We start from the raw sequence: 19,425 nt of genomic DNA on the forward strand, positions 1-19,425 counted from the left end.
TCGCGCGGTCACCGCGGCCGGCAATTGATGCACATCATCTGCCGTCCCCCGCCTTGGGCTAATCGAGCCATGGGCCGCTGTCGATGCCCGCGAAGAGGATCGAGATGATCGCCTGCCGCAACCTGACCCGTCCCGCCGGTCGGGCCGCGATCGCCGCCTTGCTGCTCGCAGGCCCTACCGGAACCGCCCTGGCCCAGGAGAGCCATGGGCCGGACCGGATCACCGTCACTCCGATCGTCGATGCTCGGCTCCGCTTCGAGACGGTGGACCAGCCGGTGCTCAGCGCCGACGCGCTGACCCTGCGCGTGCGCGGCGGTGTCGAGGCGCGGCTCGGCGACTTCTCGCTGCTCGCCGAAGCCGAGGCGACGATCGCTCCGGTCGACGATTACAACGCCTTCCCGTTCGCGGTTCCGGGAAGCGACCAGTCGCGGCCGGCGCACGCGTTGATCGCAGATCCGCAGAATGCCGAGATCAACCGGCTCCAGCTGCACTATCGCTTCCGCGACGGCGCGGTGACGGTCGGGCGCCAGCGCATCAACCTCGACGACCAGCGCTGGGTCGGATCGGTCGGGTGGCGGCAGAACGTGCAGACGTTCGACGCGGTGCGCGGCGAGGCGCGGCTGGGGCCGATCTCGGCCGACCTCACCTACGCGATCAGCCAGCGCACTATCTTCGGCGAGGATGCGGGACCGCGGACGGAGGTGGACGGCGACTTCGTCTTCGCCGGCCTGTCGGCGCGGCAAGGCGTGGTGCAGGGCAAGCTGTTCGCCTACCTGATCGACTTCGACGAGAGCTTCGCGCTGGCCAACAGCAGCCAGACCTATGGCGGCTTCGTCACCGCAGCCGTTCCGATCGGCGGCGACGCGCGGCTCAACCTTCGGGCGAGCTACGCCCGCCAGTCGGATTATGGCCGCAACCCCTTCGACTTTGCCGCCGATTATTGGGCCCTCGAGGCCGGCACCAGCCTTGCGGGGTTCACCCTCGCTGCGGGGTTCGAGCAGCTCGGCAGCGACAATGGCCGGGCTGTGCAGACGCCGATGGCGACGCTGCACAGGTTCAACGGCTGGGCGGACATGTTCCTGACCACGCCGCCTAATGGCCTCAACGATTACTATGTCTCGGTCGGCCGGACGTTCGAGGGCGTGCGGCTTCTGCCGGGGCTCAACGCGAACCTGGCTTTCCACCAATTCGACAGCGCCGTCGGCGGGATCGATTACGGCCGCGAGTGGGACGCGTCGGTGGGGTTCCGCGCGGGGCCGTTCGGGGTGCTGCTCAAGTTCGCGGACTATGACGCGCAGGGTTTCGGCGTCGACACGCGCAAGGTCTGGCTCCAGCTCGAATGGAGCCTCGCCCCGCCGCGGCGCTAGGCGTCGCTATAGCCTTCGGCCATGTCCTCGAGGCCGGCGCGGTCGAGGACCTCGACGCGGTTCTGCGCCTCCAGGCGGATCAGGCGCCGGTCGCGAAGCTCGGACAGCATCCGGCTCACCGTCTCCTTGGTGAGGCCGAGATAGTCGGCGATGTCGAGCCGGCTCATCGGAAGGTCGAACCGGGTCTCGCTTCGCCCGCTCGCCCGTTCGGCGCGGCGAATGAGGTTGAGGAAGAAGGTCGCGACCCGCTCGGCCGCCGTCTTGCGCCCGAGCAGGACCATCTGCTGCTGGGCCGCGGCGAGCTCGTGCGCGGCCATCCGGTAAAGCTCGCGCTCGACGCTGGGATTTGCGGCGACGAAGCGGTCGAACGCCTCGCGCGAGAACCACCACAGCTCCGACGGCATCAGCGCCTCGATGGTGAAGGCATATTCGTCGTCGGCGGTGATCCCGAGGAAGTCGCCGGGGAACATGAACCCGGTGACCTGGCGCCGTCCGTCGCCGAGCAGAGTGTAGATCTTGAGCGCGCCCAGCGTCAGCATGAACACCCGTTTCGCGGGGTCGCCTTCGTGGAAGACCGGCTGCTCGGCCTGAAGCCGCTGCATCGTGCCCAGCCGGCGCATGTCGGCGAGAGTCTTCGGCTCGAGGCTTCGGCAGATGGTGATCGGCCGCACCGGACAATCCTCGCAGGGATGCCCCTGCGGCAAGCTCGTCAGTGCACCGGTCGGCGTATAGGACAAGGTCACCTCGGCGGATGCAGGAATGATTTGGCTCAACCTGCAAATAGCCGATTGAGCCTAGGCTTCAAGCTGACGGAATTCGCGAGGCGAGCCCATGCCAGACTTGAGCTTATCCCGCCTGGACGAGGGCCAGCTGGCACTCGCCTATCCCCTCATCCGCGCGGCCGCACGGGTCAGCCTGGAACGGTGGAAGACGTTCGCCCGGCAGCTAATCGCCAGCGGAGGGGGAATCCTGGCGGTCGGAGCGGACGACGGCTGCCTCCACGGCGTCGCATCATTCCGCGAGGTCGGCAGCCTTCGCTTCGAGCGAAGCCTCCAGGTCGACATCCTCGTCGCGTTCGAGCTGAGCCGAATGGCGCCGGTGCGGCGGGCCTTGTGCGCCGGGCTCGAGGGCATCGCGCGCGAGATGGGGTGCCGGAGCATCATCTTCACGACTGCCGCGCGCAATGCGGAGCCCGCGTCCGCAGGCCGTTTGAGCTGGGAGGAGCTCGGCCTCAAGATGGAGACGGTGAGCTTCGTCCGGCACGTGCAGCCGGAAGCGGCCGCGCCCTAGAGGATGAAATAGACCGCCAGCGCCACGCCGACGACGGTGACGACCAGCCACACGATCGGCCAGCCCTCGCCCTCGCCTTCCTTCGCGGACGCGGTGTCGACGGGCGGGGGCGTGGTATGTGTGGTGTCGTAGACGGTCTCGGTGGTGCTTTTCAGCGCAGGGTTGAGCGGCGCGTCCTCCGGCCTGTCGTTGGATATGTCAGCCATGAGCCGCTCCTTCATGCTCTGGATGGGAATGAGAGTGGGCGGCGCAGCCCTTGGCGGTCAAGCGCCAGTGGACCATCGCGAGCAGGCACACGGTGCCGGGATCGGGCGCGTCGCGCATCGACGAGGTGAGAGTCGCCCAATCCTCCTCCGAAGCGAAGCGGGTGAAGTCGGCGACCGCGATGCGCGCATAGGATGCCGGCGTGACGTCGAGATCGGTGGCGGCCCCGGCGACGCGATCGGCGAGCGCGGGATCGCATTCGGCAAGCCAGGCGTGGAAGGCGCCGGCCGAGCGTTTCGCCGCGGCGATGAGGTCGCCGAGCATCGCCATCAGGCAGCGGCTCCCTCGATGAGCACGCCCTCAACCTGGCCGCGCCGGGCGAGGTCGGCGATGTAGCGCGCGGCCTCCACCGACCAGCTGCGCGCCTCGAGCATATCGGCGATCCGCTCCCGGACAGCCTCGAACGGAAGGATCTGGCCCTCGATCCGCCGCTGCAGGCGCAACACATGCCAGCCGAAGCGTGAGCGGACCGGCTCGTGCCCGGTTTCCCCGTCAGCGAGCGCCTCGATCCCGGCCTGGACCGAGGCGACGAGCTCGCCGCGGCGGATCTGGCCGAGCGAGCCGTCCTGCTGAGCGGAGGCGCAGCCCGAAAAGGCGCGGGCGGCGGCGGCGAAGGCGGTGTCATTATCGCCGACCTTGGCGGCTATGTCGCGCGCACGCGCCTCGGCCGAGGCCCAGGCCGCCTCGTCCTCGCCTTCCGGCTCGATCAGGATGTGCGCCGCGTCGAACAAATCGGGTGTCCTGAACCGCTCGACATTCGCGTCATAGTAACGGCGGCACTCGGTTTCGCCGGCATTGGCGGGCTGGACTTCCTCCTCGAGCAGCATGCGCACGAGCGCGTCGTCCTCCGCCTCGGCGCGGCCGGCCTCGTCCGTCTCCGGATCCGGCTCCAACCCGAGTCGGCGCGCTTCCTGGAGCAGCAGCTCGCGCACCGCCAACGCCCGCGCCGCCTCGATCCAGGCCGTCTCCGCGTCGGGCGCGGGGTGGTGCTGGATTTCCTGAGCGATCGCCTCGGGGTCGATCTCGACTCCGTTGACGATCACGTCGCCGAAGCTCGGCGGCGGCGGGAGCAGCGGCTCGGGGCCGCCGCTGCAGCCGTGGCTTTCGCAGGCGCTGGGCATGGACGGCGCCGGCCGCTGGGCCGGATCTCCGAGATTTATGACATCGAGACGCCGGCTCATGCCCCTGCCTGCCCTTCCTCGACATATTGGCGCATCACCGTGTCGCCGCCATAGCTCGGCGCTCCGCCAGCAGGGCCGCGGGTCGGCGACATCTCGCCCTTGCGCCGCGCACGGCGCCCCCGGACGATCTGGTAGCCGGGGCGTATCAGGAACCAGATCGGCGCGCTCCAGATGTGAACGAGGCGGGTGAACGGCGTGATGAGAAACAGCGTCAGGCCGAGGATGATGTGCAGCTTGTAGACCAAGGCGACCTCGGCAATGGCCGCGGGCGCGCCGGGATCGAGGGTCAGGATGCCGTTCGCCCAGTTCATGAAGCGGACCATTTCGCTCCCGTCGAGATGCTCGATCGTCCACCAGGTGGTGAGGATACCGAGCACGAGCTGAAGCCAGATCAGCACGAGGACGAGGATGTCACCGAACGACGAGCTGCGCCGGATTCGCGAATCGAACAGCCGGCGGTGGAGCAGCAACGAGCAGCCGACGAAGGCCGCAACCCCGGCAATGCCGCCGACGACCAGTGCCGCGGTCTGCTTGAAGCCGTGACCGATTCCCAACGCGTCGAAAACGTTGATCGGCGTCAACAGGCCGACGAAATGACCGGCCAGCAGGACCAGGATGCCCATGTGGAACAGGTTCGAGCCGATCATCATCTGCTTGCGGCGCAGGAACTGGCTCGACTGAGAGCGCCAGCTATATTGGTTGGCGTCGAAGCGCAGAATGCTCCCGACGACGAGGACCGTGACGGCGAGATACGGATACCAGCCGAACGCCAGCTGATTGATGAAGTCGTTCACTGTCCCGCCTCCCTTGCGACTGGCCGGTTGGATGCCCGGATCTTGGCGACCACGCCGGTCGGGCCGCCCATCTCATGCGCCGAGCCGGCGCTGAAGGAGACCGGCGCCTCCTCCCATTCGTCGTCGATCGGCGCGTCCACCGCGGGGGTGTTTCCGTCGACCTGAGCGACCGCCTCGGCATCCAGCCGAACACCGGCAAGGGCGACGAGGCCGTGGAAGATGGCGGCATAGTCGGAGCCGCGCTTGTCGAGCCGCTCGGCGAGCGCGGCATAGACATGGGCCGGCTGCCCCAGCGTCTCCCGCGCCTCCGCGACGGGGAGGCAAGACACATATTCGAGGAACACCGGCACAAAGTCCGGAAGCTCGCTCGCTTCAAGGAAGAAGCCGCTCTGTATATATTGCTGGCCAAGGTCGATCATCGCCTGGCCGCGCTCGCGGCTGTCGCCGTGGACATGCTCGAACAGGTGCAACGACAGCGAGCGGGAGCGGTCGAACAGCTCGCTATAGGTGGACTGCTGGTCGAGCAGTTCCTCCGTCGCAAGCCGGTCGAGCAGGGGCTGTAGTCGGCGAAGATCCGCGCGCGGCAACGCGCCCTCCGAGCGAATGGCGTCCGCGACTTCGGACGCGTGCGCCTGGAGGTCGGCGGAAGGATAGCCGAGCAAGGCGGCGAAGGCTCTCAGGGTCAGCCTCATGTCGGGATGTCCATATAAGGTTTGCGGGGTGTCTTCTTGGCGCCCCCTCCGAACAGATTGACCTTGTTCGAACCGAGCGTGTTCTCGCGGAAGCCGAAGCCGGACGACCCGCGTAGGACGTAAGCGTCCTCTTCCAACTCGCGCCGAGCGGTCGGGATGACGTAACGGTCCTCGTAGGCGGCGAGCGCCATGATCCGATACATCTCCTCGATCGTGTTGCGGGTGAGGCCGACCCGTTCGGGGATCGACTCGTCTATTCGCCCCTCGACGCTCTTGGCGCGCATATAGGACCGCATCGCGAGCATCCGTTCGAGCGCGTATGCGATCGGCTCTTCGTCGCCGGCGGTGAGCAAATTGGCGAGGTAGCGCAGCGGGATGCGCAGAGAACGCACGTCCGGCATGCCGTCCTGGGCCGAGATCTTGCCAGCCTCCGCAGCGGATTGGATCGGCGACAGCGGCGGCACGTACCAGACCATCGGCAGAGTGCGATATTCGGGGTGGAGCGGGAAGGCGATCTTCCACTCGACCGCCATCTTGTAGACCGGCGAGCGGATCGCGGCCTCAAGCCACTGGTCGGGGATCCCCTCCGCCCGAGCCGCTTCCTGGACGGCGATGTCGTTCGGGTCGAGAAACACGCCTAGTTGGGCCGGGTAGAGGTCCTTCGGGTCCTCCACGGACGCCGCGGCCTCGACCCGGTCGGCGTCGTAGAGGACGACGCCGAGGTAGCGAATCCGCCCGACGCAGGTCTCGGAGCATACCGTCGGCTGCCCGGTCTCGATCCGCGGATAGCAGAAGATGCACTTCTCGGATTTGCCGGTGGACCAGTTGTAGTAGATTTTTTTGTACGGGCAGCCCGACACGCACATCCGCCAGCCGCGGCACTTCTCCTGGTCGATGAGGACGATGCCGTCTTCCGCGCGCTTGTAGATCGCGCCCGACGGACAGGAGGCGAGGCAGGCCGGGTTGAGACAGTGCTCGCACAGCCTCGGCAGGTACATCATGAACGTCTTTTCGAACTGGCCGTAAATCTCCTTCTGGACACCGTCGAAATTGTAATCCGCGGAGCGCTTGGAGAACTCTCCGCCGAGCATGTCCTCCCAATTGCCCGACCATTCGATCTTGTTGAGCAGCTCGCCGGTCACCAGCGAGCGCGGCCGAGCGGTCGGCTGCGCCTGGAGCTCGGGCGCCGACTGGAGCCACTCATATTCGAACGTGTAGGGCTCGTAGAAATCGTCGATCTCAGGAAGGTGCGGGTTGGCGAAGATCTTCGACAGGATGCGCCACTTCGAACCCTGCCGGGGAACGATCTTGCCGTTCTTCTTGCGGACCCAGCCGCCCTTCCACCTTTCCTGGTTCTCCCAGTCCTTGGGATAGCCGATGCCGGGCTTGGTCTCGACGTTGTTGAACCAGGCGTATTCGACGCCTTCGCGGTTGGTCCACACGTTCTTGCAGGTGATCGAGCAGGTGTGGCAGCCGATGCACTTGTCGAGGTTGAGGACCATCGCGATCTGAGCACGGACCTTCATTCTGTGGCCTCCCTGGAGGCGGTTCGGCCGCCCTTCATTCCGGTTCCCCAGTCGGCGGTGCCGCCGGTGACGTTGGCGCTGTCGTCCGCCGCCTTGTCGAACCAGTTAACCTCGCTCATCTTGCGAACGATCACGAACTCGTCGCGATTGGCGCCCACGGTCCCATAATAATTGAAGCCGTAGGCAAGGTGGGCGTAGCCGCCGATCATGTGGGTCGGCTTCATGTTGATGCGCGTCACCGAATTGTGGATTCCGCCGCGCTGGCCGGTGATCTGCGACCCCACCGTGTTCACCAGTTTTTCCTGCGCGTGGTACATGATCGCCGAGCCCGGCATGATCCGCTGAGACACGATCGAGCGGGCGGTCAGCGCGCCGTTGACGTTGAACACCTCGATCCAGTCATTGTCCTCGATCCCCGCGGCGCGGGCGTCGTCCTCGCTGAGCCACACCGTCGGCCCGCCGCGGTTGAGGCTAAGCATGATGAGGTTCTCGGTATAGGTCGAGTGTATGCCCCATTTCTGGTGAGGCGTGAGGATGTTGAGCATGATCTCCTTGTTGCCGTTGGGGATCTTGCCGAGCACCTGAAGCACCGTCTTGGTGTCGATCGGAGGGCGCCAGGTGACGAAGCCCTCCCCGAACGCCCGCATCCAGTGATGGTCCTGGTAGAGCGACTGGCGCCCCGACAGCGTCCGCCACGGGATCAGCTCGTGGACGTTGGTGTAGCCCGCATTGTAGCAGACATGTTCGCTCTCCAGCCCCGACCAGGTTGGCGACGAGATGATCTTGCGCGGCTGGGCTGCGACGTCGCGGAAGCGGATCTTCTCCTCCTCCTTCCCCTCGGCGAGATGGTGGTGGTCACGTCCGGTGATCGCGCCGAGCGCGGCCCAGGCCTTGACCGCGACCTCGCCGTTGGTCTCCGGCGCCAGCATCAGGATGGTCTCGCACGCGTCGATGTCGCTGTCGATCTTGGGCCGTCCCGCGGTCGGCCCGTCGAGGACCCGGCCATTGAGGTCGCCGAGCAGCTCGACCTCTTTCTTGGTGTCCCAGCCGATCCCCTTGCCGCCATTGCCGAGCTTCTCGAGCAGCGGGCCCATCGAGGTGAACCGGACGTAGGTTTCCGGATAATTGCGCTCGACGAGCTGAACGTTTGGCGCCGTCTTGCCGGGGATCGGATCGCATTCGCCCTTCATCCAGTCCTTCGGCTCGTAGGGCTGCGCAAGCTCCGCCGGTGTGTCGTGGAGGATCGGCGTGGTCACGAGGTCATGCTCGATCCCGAGCACCTCGGGCGCAACGTCCGAGAATTTCTTCGCGATGGCGCGGAAGATGTTCCAGTCGCTCTTCGACTCCCACGCCGGGTCCACCGCCGCCGACAGCGGGTGGATGAACGGGTGCATGTCGGACGTGTTGAGGTCGTGCTTCTCGTACCAGGTCGCGGTCGGTAGCACGATGTCCGAATAGATGCTGGTGGTCGACATCCGGAAGTCGATGTTGACCATCAGGTCGAGTTTTCCGACCGGCGCCTCGTCGTGCCACACGACATCCTGCGGCCGCTCGAGCCCCGCCGACTCCTCGTCGGTTCCGATCACGCCGTGGAGCGATCCGACCAGGTGCTTGAGGAAATATTCGTGGCCCTTGCCGCTCGCGCCAAGCACGTTCGAGCGCCAGAAGAACATGTTGCGCGGCCAGTTTTTCGGGTTGTCGGGATCGATGCTCGCGGGTTTGAGATCGCCCGCCTTGAGCGCGTCCGCGACGACGCTGGCCGGATCGGCGCCCGACGCGTGGATGCGATTGCCCCATTCGATCGGATTGGCGTCGAATTGCGGCGCCGACGGCAGCCAGCCCATCCGCTCGGCCTTGACGTTATAGTCGATCATGCTGCCGGACCAGTCGCCCTCGGGAGCCACCGGCGACAGGATCTCGGATACCTTGAGCGACTCATACCGCCACTGATCGGTGTGGGCGTAGAAGAAGCTGGTGCCGTTCATCTGCCGTGCCGGACGGGTCCAGTCCGACCCGAAGGCGAGCGGCAGCCAGCCGGTCTGCGGACGTAATTTCTCCTGGCCGACATAATGCGACCAGCCGCCCCCGGACTGGCCGATGCAGCCGCACATCACGAGCAACGCGATGATCCCGCGATAGCTCATGTCCATGTGGTACCAATGGTTCAGCCCCGCCCCGAGGATGACCATCGAGCGGCCCTTGGTCTTCTCGGCGGTGTCGGCGAACTCGCGGGCGACCTGGATGATGGCCTGGCGCGGAACGCCGGTCACCTTCTCCGCCCAGGCCGGGGTGAAGGGCAGGTCCTCGTCATAGGACTTGGCGACATTCTCTCCACCGAAGCCGCGGTCGACGCCGTAATTGGCGCAGAACAGGTCGAACACGGTGGCGACGTAGCCGCTGGTGCCATCGGCAAGGTCGAGCCGCTTCAACGGCACGTTGCGCATCAGCACCTCGTCATGCCCGGTGGCGACGAAATCGTGGGGCGCGGTGCCCCCGAAATAAGGGAATGCGACCGGCTCGATCGAGTCCGAATGATCCTTGAGCGTGGTGCGCAGCCTGACGTCGCGGCCCTGCCCGTCCTTCTCCTCGAGGTTCCACTTGCCCTTGTCGCCCCAGCGGAAGCCGGCCGAACCGAGCGGCGCGACGAGGTCGCCCGAATGCTCGTCATAGGCGACCGTCTTCCAGTCGGGATTGCTGCCCTCGCCGAGGCCATCGGCGAGGTCCGCCGCACGGAGCAGGCGGTCAGGGACGAGCCGGCCGTCGCGCTCGACGACTTTCACGAGCAGCGGGAAATCGGAATATTTGCGGGTATATTCCGCGAAATATTCGGCCTGCCGGTCGACGTGGAACTCCTTGAGGACGACATGGCCGAGCGCCATCGCAAGCGCGGCGTCCGTCCCCTGCTTGGGATGGAGCCACATGTCGGAGAATTTGGCGGCTTCGTTGAAATCCGGCGCGATGACGACGCTCTTGGCGCCGCGGTAGCGGACCTCCGAATAGAAATGCGCGTCGGGTGCACGGGTCATCGGGATGTTGGAGCCCCACACGAGCAGGAAGCCGGCGTTGTACCAGTCGGCGCTCTCGGGAACGTCGGTCTGCTCGCCCCAGGTTTGCGGGGATGACGGCGGCAGGTCGCAATACCAGTCGTAAAAGCTGAGCAGATTGCCGCCGATCAGCGACAGATAGCGGCTTCCGGCGGCGTAGGAGATCATCGACATGGCCGGGATCGGCGAGAAGCCGGCGATCCGGTCAGGGCCATATTTCTTGATCGTGTAGGCGTTGGCGGCGGCGATGATCTCGGTGACCTCGTCCCAGCCGACGCGGACGAAGCCGCCGCGGCCGCGCTTCGAGACCCAGTCGCGGCGCTTGTCGAGATCCTCGACGATCGCCTGCCACGCCGCCACCGGCGCCATCGTCTTGCGCGCCTCGCGCCAGTGACGGACCAGGCGAGCGCGGACGAGCGGATATTTGATGCGGGTGCCGGAATAGAGATACCAGCTGTAGGACGCGCCGCGCGGGCAGCCGCGCGGCTCGTGATTGGGCAGGTCGGGCCGTGTGCGCGGATAGTCGGTCTGCTGGGTCTCCCAGGTGACGATGCCGCCCTTGACGTAGATCTTCCACGAGCAGGAGCCGGTGCAGTTCACGCCGTGGGTCGAGCGCACGATCTTATCGGCGGCCCAGCGCTTGCGGTACGCGTCCTCCCACTCGCGGCTCTCGTCGGTGAGGATTCCGTGCCCGTCGGAAAACTTCTCCCGCTGCCTGCGGAAATAAGTGAGGCGGTCGAGGAAATGACTCATCCTTGGCTCCTTCAGGCAGGCAGGGCCGTCGCGGTGGAAGCCGCGGGCCGACGTTCGATGTTCCGGAGGATGCCGCGCGGGCCGCTATAGACGGCCCAGGTCAGCGCGGCGCAGCTGATGTAGAAGAGAAGGAAGCCCCACAGCGCCATGTCGGCGGTGCCGGTGATCTCAATCGATGAGCCATAGGCCTTGGGGATGTAGAACGCCCCGTAGGCGGCGATCGCCGAGGTGAAGCCGATCACCGCCGCCGACTCCCGTTCCGCCTGCATCCGGCGCTTGTCTTCGGGCATGTTCGGCTCCGCACGGTCGACCGCCTGGCGCATGATTCCGGGCACCATCTGGAAGGTGGAAGCATTGCCGATTCCGCTGACGAAGAAGAGCAGCAGCACCATCGCGAAGAAGCCCCAGAAGCTGCCGGCCTGGAGGAACCAGATCATCCCGGCGATTGCGGCGATCTGGGCCACAAACACCCAGAAGGTGACCCGAGCGCCGCCGAGGCGGTCGGAGATCCAGCCGGTGCCGGCCCGCGACAGAGCGCCGAGCAGCGGGCCGATAAAGGCGTAGCGAAGCGCGTTCTCCTCCGGGAAGACGAGGTTCACGAGCAGCGGGAAGCCGGCGGACATGCCGATGAAGGTCCCGAACGTGCCGGTGTAGAGCCAGCACATGATCCAGGTGTGAGCCCGCCCGAAGATCGTCGACTGGTCGGCGAACGAGGCCTTGGCCGACAGGATGTCGTTCATTCCGAACCAGGCGGCGAGCGTGCCGACGATGATCAGCGGAACCCACACGAAGCCGGCATTCTGCATCCAGACCTGAGCGCCGTCGGCGGCGGTCTGCGCCTGGCCGCCGAGAGCGCCGAACAGGCTCATGGTCACCACGACCGGGACGAGGAACTGCATCACGCTGACGCCGAGATTGCCGAGCCCGGCGTTGATCGCGAGCGCGTTGCCCTTCTCCGACTTGGGGAAGAAGTAGCTGATGTTCGCCATGGACGAGGCGAAATTTCCACCGCCGAAGCCGCACAGCAAAGCGAGCACCAGGAAGATGAGGTACGGCGTGTCGGGGTTCTGCACAGCATAGCCGATGCCGAAGGCCGGGATGAGCAGACTCGCGGTCGAGAGGGTCGTCCACAGCCGACCGCCGAAGACCGGCACCAGGAACGCGTAGAAGATGCGCAGGGTCGCCCCCGACAGACCCGGCAGCGCCGCCAGCCAGAACAATTGGTCGGTGGTGAACTCGAAGCCGATCGCCGGCAACCGAGCGACGACGACGCTCCACACCATCCACACCGCGAAGGACAGCAACAGGCAGTAGGTCGACACCCACAGGTTGCGGCGGGCGACGGCGCGGCCGCCGGATTTCCAGAAATCGGGCTCCTCGGGCCGCCAGTCGGCAATCGGCCCCGCTCGGCGGGGGCGCATCTCGATCCCGGGTTCGCCGAAGCCCTGCATCTCCGGCAGCTCAGGCACTTGGCCGGCCGTGCCCTTGCGCTCGGCGCTCCGCTCCATGTGGCGGACGGCCACGTGCATCCAGGTAAGGGCGATGCCGACGAGGACGAAGAGCAAAACGAAGGTGCTGGTCCACACGCCGGTGAGGTCGAGCAGCGCACCGAAAGTGAGCGGCAGGACGAACCCGCCTAGACCCCCGATCATTCCGACGAGACCGCCGACCGCGCCGACATGGTTCGGGTAATAGACCGGTATGTGCTTGAATACCGCGGCCTTGCCGAGGCTCATGAAGAAGCCGAGCACGAAGATCGTCACCAGGAAGGGAACGAGCCCCATTTCCGTGCGGAAGGTGATCGGCCCGCGCACGCCCTCGATGATGTAGGTGGTCGGCGGGTAAGACAGCATGAAGGTGCACAGCACCGAGACGCCGAAGGTGACGTACATGACCGAGCGGGCGCCGTAGCGGTCGGACAGCGTGCCGCCGTAGATCCGGAAGATGCTGGCCGGCACCGAGTAGAAGGCGGCGAGCATGCCGGCGGTCTTCACGTCGAGCCCGTAGACCCCGATCAGGTAGCGCGGCAGCCACAGGGCGAGCGCGACGAAGGCGCCGAATACGAAGAAATAATAGAGGGCGAAGCGCCACACCTGGATATTCTTGAGGACGGTGAGCTGGCTGCGCAGGCTCTCGGCCTTCGCGCCCGACTGGCGGCGCGCGACCTGGTCAGGATCCTCCCGGGTCAGCGCCAGGAAGATCACCGCCATGACGATGAGCGCCCCCGCCCATACCTGAGCGACCGCCTGCCATCCCGCCGCGACCATCACGAACGGCGCAACGAACTTGGTCACCGCCGAGCCGACATTGCCGGCGCCGAAAATGCCGAGCGCGGTGCCCTGGCGGCTCTTCGGATAGAATTTGGAGACGTAGGTGACGCCGACCGAGAAGGCGCCGCCGGCGATGCCTACGCCAAGCGCGGCGACGAGCAGCTCGAGATAACTGTCGGCGAACGAGGTGAGGAAGGTCGCGATGGCGGCGAGCACCATCACCGCGGCGAACACCTTGCGGCCGCCCAATTGGTCCGCCCAGATGCCGAGCAGCACCCGACTCAGCGATCCGGTGAGGATCGGGGTTCCGACGAGCAGTCCGAATTCCGTCTCGGAGAGGCCGAGCTCGTCCTTCACGCCGAGGCCGATGATCGAGAAGATCGTCCACACCGCGAAGCAGACGGTGAAGGCGACGGTGCTGGTCCACAGCACCTGGTTCGCGCCGGCGGCGGGCGTATCGGTTACGGCAGCGGACATGAGTGGCTTCCCCCGAACATTCCGATGGCGTGGCTCTGGCAGGCCGGCACGCCAGCGCCGTTGATCGAGATCATTTCGCGGCGTCCGCTTGTCAGCGGCTCAGAAACGATCTGAGCCCCGGCCCCGGTGGGAAGGGGGCGGGGGCTCAGAAGCCTCGCGAGAGGCTCGGGGCGCGTGTGAGCGGGGGAGAAGGGTCGTCCCTGGACACGCCACGCCAGGATAGGCTCCGTCGCACGACGTGCAGTGACATGGATCAAATCGCCCCCCCGCACCATCAGCCGCCGGTCACGCTCATATGCCGGGGCACTGCCGGAGCGGCCGCTGGCGCGATGTGGAAGTCGTGGCGTCGCGGCTTGCCGGCGAGCAGGCGGTCGAGCAGCTCGGCGACCGCCGCCTCACCGCCCTCGCGCAGCGCGTGCCTGAGCTCGACCTTCTGGTCGTGGCCGAGGCAGCCATAGACCGTGCCGGTCGCAGCGACCCGGATGCGGTTGCAACCGTCACAGAAATTGTGGGTGAGCGGCGTGATCAAGCCGAGCCGGGCGCCGATCCCCTCGACGTCATAATAGCGCGCGGGCCCGCCGGTCCGCCGAACCGAGGGAACGAGCGTGAGGCGCTCCTCGAGCCTCCGCCTGACGCGGTCCAGCGGGAGATAATGGCTGGTGCGGTCCTCCTCGACCTCGCCCAGGGGCATCGTCTCGATAAGGGTGAGGTCGAGGCCTTCGCCGGCGCACCACAGCAGCATCTCCTCGATCTCGTCCTCGTTGAGGCCGGCGAGCGCCACCATGTTGATCTTGACCTGGAGGCCCGCGGCCCGCGCCGCGGCGATCCCGCGAAGCACCTGGCCGACGTCGCCGCCGCGGGTAATGTGGGCGAAGCGCTCGGGCCGGCGGCTGTCGAGGCTGACATTGATGCGCCGGACGCCGGCCGCATGGAGCCCTTCGGCGAAGCGCACGAGCTGGGTGCCGTTGGTGGTGAGCGTGAGCTCGTCGAGGCCGTCGCCGACGCGCTTGCCGATCCAGCCGACGAGATCGAGGATGCCGCGACGAACCAGCGGCTCGCCGCCGGTCAGCCGGATCCGGCGGACGCCGCGGGCGATGAAGATGTCGGCGAGCTGGGCGACTTCCTCGAGCGTCAGGATGTGGCGCTTAGGAAGGAATTGCATGTGCTCGGCCATGCAATAGCGGCAGCGAAGGTCGCAGCGGTCAGTGACCGAAATCCGCACGTAGCTGATGTTCCGGCCGAAGCTATCGATCAGTGCCGAGTGTGCGCCCACGCCCCCCGTACTCATCAAACTGAACCTTTGGCTGACCTGGACTTCGATCCGGGTACCGCCTGGTTCCGCCTGCCCCTTTGATCTGAATCAACGGGACTGCCAGTGGGCAGGTTAGCCAACCGAGTCATGTCCATGCAAGCCATCAGCCCGGATTGCCTGGCCCGCTATGGCGGCGCCGCAGTACCGCGCTACACCAGCTATCCCACCGCCCCGCACTTCAGCGCCGCGGTGGGCGAGGCGGACTATCGGGGCTGGCTGGCACAGGCGGACCCGGCGAGCGCCCTCTCGGTCTATGTCCACGTCCCGTTCTGCCGGTCGATGTGCTGGTATTGCGGCTGCCACACCTCGGTGACCGGCCGGGCGGACCCGGTCGCGCGCTACATGGCGGCGATGATGCGGGAGGTCGGCCTCGTCGCGGCGCAGCTCCCCGGACGGTTCGCGATCCAGCATCTCCATTTCGGCGGGGGCACACCGACGCAGATGGGGCCGGAACCGTTGGAGCGGTTCATGGCGGTGCTGAGCAACCGCTTCGATCTTGCCGCCGGCGCCGAGATCGCGATCGAGATCGACCCGCGCACCCTCACCGCCGAGATGATCGCGATGCTCGGCAAGCAGGGCGTCACCCGCGCCAGCCTCGGCGTCCAGAGCTTCGACCCGCTCGTCCAGCAGGCGATCAACCGGGTCCAGACGTTCGAGGAAACCGAGTCCGCGGTCGCCGGGCTTCGGCGGCACGGGGTCGGGGCGATCAATTTCGACCTAATCTACGGCCTCCCCCACCAAAGCGTCGCCTCCTGCATCGACACGGTCGAGCGCGCCGTGACGCTGCGCCCGGACCGCCTGTCGGTGTTCGGCTACGCCCATGTTCCCTCGTTCAAGCGGCACCAGCGCAAGATCGGAGGGGCGGCGCTTCCCGGCGTTGCGGAGCGGTGGGCCCAGTTCGGAGCGATCGCCGACGCTCTCGTCGCGGCCGGCTACGTCCAGGTGGGGCTCGATCATTTCGCGCTACCGGGCGACGCGCTCACCGAGGCAGCGGCGGTGGGCAAACTCGCGCGCAATTTCCAGGGCTATACGACCGACGCTGCGCCGACCCTGATCGGCCTCGGCGCCTCGGCGATCGGGCAGATGCCGCAGGGCTATGTCCAGAACGCCGTCGTCATCTCGGAGTATCAGGCGCGCATCGCGGACGACCGCCTGCCTGTCGCGCGCGGCTATTCGTTGAGCCGCGAGGACCGGCTGCGCGGGCGGATCATCGCTCGGCTGATGTGCGACTATGAGGTCGACGTCGCCGAAGTCTGCGCGCGGTTCGGCGAGGATCCGGACATCGTCTATCCGACCGACAAGCTGGCGCGGATGGAAGAGGACGGGCTGGTCGAGCGCGCCCGCTACGCCGTCCGGGTGCTGCCCGCGGCGCGGCCGCTGGTGCGCTCGGTCGCCGCGGCCTTCGACGCGCACCTTGCCGCGAGCGCGGGACTCCATGCCCGCGCGGTCTAGCCGGCCGTGACCGACGAGCGCGGCCTTCGCCTCGCGGCGCTGCCGCGCGACCATCCCTGCGGGCGGTGCGAAGTCCGGCTCGACACGTTCTGCGGCGCCCTCAAGGCGAAGGAACTGGCCGAGTTCAAGGCGCTCGGGTCAACCGCCCGCGCCGAGCCCGGCCAATGCCTGTTCCACGAAGGCGATACGGCCGAACTGGTGTTCAACGTCACCCGCGGCACCCTGAAGCTCTACCGGTTGCTGCCGGACGGGCGGAGGCAGATCGCCAGCTTCATCCAGCCCGGCGATTTCCTCGGCCTCACCGTGGAGGAGGTCCACGCCTATACCGCCGAGGCGCTTGAGCCGGTCGATTACTGCCGTTTCCCGCGCGAGCGATTCGACCGCTTCGCGGACGAGCACCCCGAGATCGGCCGCGAGCTCTACGCCATGGCCGCGCACGAGCTTGCCGCCGCCCGCGAGCAGATCGTCCTGCTCGGCCGCAAGACCGCGATCGAGCGGGTGGCGAGCTTCCTTCTCGCCCGCTTCGACCGGGTCCGCGCCCGCAACCCGGACTGGGAGATCGTGCGGCTGCCGATGACCCGAACCGACATCGCCGACCATCTCGGCCTCACCAAGGAAACGGTGAGCCGCGCCTTCACGTCGCTGCGCCGACGCGGCCTGATCGCGCTCATCCCCGACGCACGGGTCGAGCTGCTTCGCCGCGAACCGCTGGAGCATCTCGCCGCCGGCGAGCGCGGCTGATCAGCCGCACTTTGAGAAGCCGCACTCCAGGCAGTTGCTGCACCCTTCCATCTTGATCATGCCCGCAACGCCGCATTGCGGGCAGCTCGGCCCCGGCCGCGCGGCGGCCACCGTATCTGCCTCTTCGATCACCGGGAGGAGCGGCTCGGCCTGGCCGAGGTGACGCTCGATGACCCCGCCAATGGCGGCGAGCAGCGAGGGCACATATTTGCGCTGCATCCAGGTGCCGCCCCGCGGGTCGAACACCGCCTTCAGCTCCTCCGCGACGAACGACACGTCGCCGCCGCGGCGGAACACCGCCGAGATCATCCGGGTGAGCCCGAGCGTCCAGGCATAATGCTCCATGTTCTTGGAGTTGATGAAGATCTCGAACGGGCGCCGGCCGCTCGGCGTGTCGATGTCGTTGATGGTGACATAGACGGCGTGCGGGCTGTCGGGCCATTTGAGCTTGTAGGTCGTGCCCTCCAGCGCCTCGGCGCGCGGCGCCAGCACCGGCTCCGCCATCGGCGCCGGCTCGGCCAGGGCCGGCGTCTTGTCCTCGACGGACAGGACCGATCCGGTGACCGCATTCGGGCGGTAGGTGGTGAGGCCCTTGCAGCCGAGCGCATAGCCCTCGACGTAGATGTCGGCGAAATCCTCGAAGCCGATATCCTCGGGGCAATTGACCGTCTTGGAGATCGAGCTGTCGACCAGCTCCTGCGCAGCTGCCTGCATCGCCAGGTGATCGGCGGGCTTCAGCGTCTGGGCGCTGACGAACAGCCCCTCGGGCGGCGGCGCGTCGCCCTTGACGCTCCGCCACACGCGAAGCGCATAGTCCTCGACCTTCTCCTCGCGCGTGGAGTCGTCGGGCTGGCGGATCTTGCGCGTGTAGGAATAAGCGAAGACCGGCTCGATTCCGGACGAAACGTTGCCGGCGAGAAGCGAGGTCGTGCCGGTCGGCGCGATCGAGGTGAGGCAGCCGTTCCTGAGCCCGTGCTCGGCGATCAGAGCGCGGGTCTCATCGTCGAGGCCCGCCAAGTTCGGCCGATCGAGCATCGCCGCGTCGTAGAGCGGGAACGGCCCCTTCTCGGCCGCGAGCCGGGCCGAGGCGCGATAGGCTTCGCGCTTGATGATCTCCAGCCAGCGGCGGGTGAGCTCGACCGCCGCCGGGCTGCCATAGGCCGCGCCGCAGAACAGGAGCGCGTCGGCGAGGCCGGTGATGCCGAGGCCGATCCGGCGCTTGGCCTTCGCCTCCGCCTCCTGTTGCGGCAGCGGGTAGCGCGAGATGTCGATCACGTTGTCGAGCATCCGGACCGCGGTCTGGGTGATCTCGGCGAGCGCCGCCTCGTCCACCTCGGCATCCAGCTCGAACGGCCGCTCGACCAGGCTGGCGAGGTTGATCGAACCGAGCAGGCAGGCGCCATAGGGCGGAAGCATCTGCTCTCCGCACGGATTGCTCGCGCTGATCTCTTCGCAATAGCCGAGATTGTTCGCCTCGTTGACGCGGTCGACGAAGATCACGCCCGGCTCGGCGCTGTCATAAGTGGCGCGCATCAGCTTGTGCCACAGGTCGCGCGCCCGGACGGTGCGATAGGTCTCGCCGCCGAACACCAGCGGCCACTCCGCGTCCGCCGCGAGCGCGGCCATGAAGGCGTCGGTCACCAGCACCGAGATATTGAAGTTGCGGAAGCGGTTGGGGTCGCGCTTGGATTCGATGAACGCCTCGATGTCGGGATGGTCGATGCGCAGGCAGCCCATCATCGCGCCGCGGCGCTGGCCGGCCGAATGGACGGTGCGGCACATCGCGTCCCAGCAATCCATGAAGGACAAGGGCCCCGACGCCTCGGCGCCGACCCCGAGCACGGCGCTGCCGTTGGGACGGATGGTCGAGAAATCCATGCCGACCCCGCCGCCCTGCTGCATCGTCACCGCTGCCTCGCGCAGATGGGCGAAGATGCCCTCCAGGCTGTCGGGGATCGTGCCCATGACGAAGCAATTAAACAAAGTGACCGCGCGGCCGGTCCCGGCGCCGGCGATGATCCGCCCCGCAGGGATGAAGCGGAAGTCGCGGATGGAATCGAAGAAGCGCGCCCGCCATGCATCACGCGCCTCCTCGGGCTCGGCCTCGGCTACCGCCCGAGCGACGCGAGCGGCGGTCGCGGTGAAATCCTGGTCCGCCTCGCCCTCGCGCGGAACGTAGCGGTATTTGGCGGTCCAGATTTCCTCAGCGATCGAGACGTCGAAACCCATACCGTCCTCCCAACATATTGTGGTGATTGGGAT

15 protein-coding genes are annotated in these 19,425 nt (G+C 67.0%); 4 read left to right on the plus strand and 11 right to left on the minus strand.

Features of this window, described 5'->3' with window-relative positions; genetic code table 11:
* Positions 1-83: 83 nt before the first annotated feature.
* A complete protein-coding gene (locus G7B71_RS06250) occupies positions 84-1,367 on the plus strand; it encodes an alginate export family protein (protein WP_243406130.1) in 1,284 nt (427 codons plus the stop codon).
* On the opposite strand, the gene G7B71_RS06255 is transcribed toward G7B71_RS06250, so the two are convergent.
* Positions 1,364-2,038 (minus strand): helix-turn-helix domain-containing protein, encoded by a 675-nt coding sequence (locus tag G7B71_RS06255; RefSeq protein WP_166039013.1) that lies wholly within the window; start codon positions 2,036-2,038, stop codon positions 1,364-1,366. The genes G7B71_RS06250 and G7B71_RS06255 overlap by 4 nt on opposite strands.
* Before the next feature lie 160 nt (positions 2,039-2,198).
* Here G7B71_RS06255 and G7B71_RS06260 point away from each other — a divergent pair, with 160 nt between their 5' ends.
* Positions 2,199-2,657, plus strand: a complete 459-nt coding sequence (locus G7B71_RS06260) for a hypothetical protein (RefSeq protein WP_166039014.1) — start codon at positions 2,199-2,201, stop codon at positions 2,655-2,657.
* Here G7B71_RS06260 and G7B71_RS06265 read toward each other — a convergent pair.
* The 9 genes from G7B71_RS06265 to moaA all read right to left on the minus strand — a co-directional run bounded on the left by G7B71_RS06265 (position 2,654) and on the right by moaA (position 14,946).
* On the minus strand, positions 2,654-2,863 hold the full coding sequence (locus G7B71_RS06265) for a hypothetical protein (protein WP_166039015.1): 210 nt from the start codon (positions 2,861-2,863) through the stop codon (positions 2,654-2,656). The genes G7B71_RS06260 and G7B71_RS06265 overlap by 4 nt on opposite strands.
* Positions 2,856-3,191, minus strand: coding sequence for a hypothetical protein (locus G7B71_RS06270; RefSeq protein WP_166039016.1), 336 nt, complete (start codon positions 3,189-3,191; stop codon positions 2,856-2,858). Before G7B71_RS06270 ends, G7B71_RS06265 begins: the two co-directional genes overlap by 8 nt.
* Positions 3,191-4,042: a peptidylprolyl isomerase gene (locus tag G7B71_RS06275; RefSeq protein ID WP_166039017.1), complete on the minus strand. Its 852-nt coding sequence runs from the start codon at positions 4,040-4,042 to the stop codon at positions 3,191-3,193. The genes G7B71_RS06270 and G7B71_RS06275 overlap by 1 nt, the downstream gene beginning before the upstream one ends.
* Before the next feature lie 56 nt (positions 4,043-4,098).
* A complete protein-coding gene (gene narI, locus G7B71_RS06280; RefSeq protein WP_166039019.1) occupies positions 4,099-4,896 on the minus strand; it encodes a respiratory nitrate reductase subunit gamma in 798 nt (265 codons plus the stop codon).
* On the minus strand, positions 4,893-5,588 hold the full coding sequence (narJ, locus tag G7B71_RS06285) for a nitrate reductase molybdenum cofactor assembly chaperone (RefSeq protein WP_166039021.1): 696 nt from the start codon (positions 5,586-5,588) through the stop codon (positions 4,893-4,895). Before narJ ends, narI begins: the two co-directional genes overlap by 4 nt.
* Positions 5,585-7,114 (minus strand): nitrate reductase subunit beta, encoded by a 1,530-nt coding sequence (gene narH, locus G7B71_RS06290; RefSeq protein ID WP_166039023.1) that lies wholly within the window; start codon positions 7,112-7,114, stop codon positions 5,585-5,587. Before narH ends, narJ begins: the two co-directional genes overlap by 4 nt.
* Positions 7,111-10,911, minus strand: coding sequence for a nitrate reductase subunit alpha (locus G7B71_RS06295; RefSeq protein ID WP_166039025.1), 3,801 nt, complete (start codon positions 10,909-10,911; stop codon positions 7,111-7,113). The genes narH and G7B71_RS06295 overlap by 4 nt, the downstream gene beginning before the upstream one ends.
* 11 nt (positions 10,912-10,922) lie before the next feature.
* Positions 10,923-13,658, minus strand: a complete 2,736-nt coding sequence (locus G7B71_RS06300) for an MFS transporter (RefSeq protein ID WP_166039027.1) — start codon at positions 13,656-13,658, stop codon at positions 10,923-10,925.
* Between the two features lie 274 nt (positions 13,659-13,932).
* Positions 13,933-14,946, minus strand: a complete 1,014-nt coding sequence (moaA, locus tag G7B71_RS06305; RefSeq protein WP_166039029.1) for a GTP 3',8-cyclase MoaA — start codon at positions 14,944-14,946, stop codon at positions 13,933-13,935.
* A 111-nt stretch (positions 14,947-15,057) separates the two neighbouring features.
* Here moaA and hemN point away from each other — a divergent pair, with 111 nt between their 5' ends.
* Positions 15,058-16,422 (plus strand): oxygen-independent coproporphyrinogen III oxidase, encoded by a 1,365-nt coding sequence (gene hemN / locus G7B71_RS06310; RefSeq protein ID WP_207774727.1) that lies wholly within the window; start codon positions 15,058-15,060, stop codon positions 16,420-16,422.
* Between the two features lie 6 nt (positions 16,423-16,428).
* Entirely contained in the window at positions 16,429-17,163 is a 735-nt protein-coding gene (locus G7B71_RS06315; protein WP_166039031.1) for a cyclic nucleotide-binding domain-containing protein, read from the plus strand.
* Here G7B71_RS06315 and G7B71_RS06320 read toward each other — a convergent pair whose 3' ends face one another.
* Positions 17,164-19,392, minus strand: a complete 2,229-nt coding sequence (locus tag G7B71_RS06320; protein WP_166039033.1) for an adenosylcobalamin-dependent ribonucleoside-diphosphate reductase — start codon at positions 19,390-19,392, stop codon at positions 17,164-17,166.
* Between the last annotated feature and the right edge of the window lie 33 nt (positions 19,393-19,425).

It is taken from the genome of Sphingosinicella sp. YJ22 (assembly GCF_011320075.1).
Classification (GTDB): domain Bacteria; phylum Pseudomonadota; class Alphaproteobacteria; order Sphingomonadales; family Sphingomonadaceae; genus Allosphingosinicella.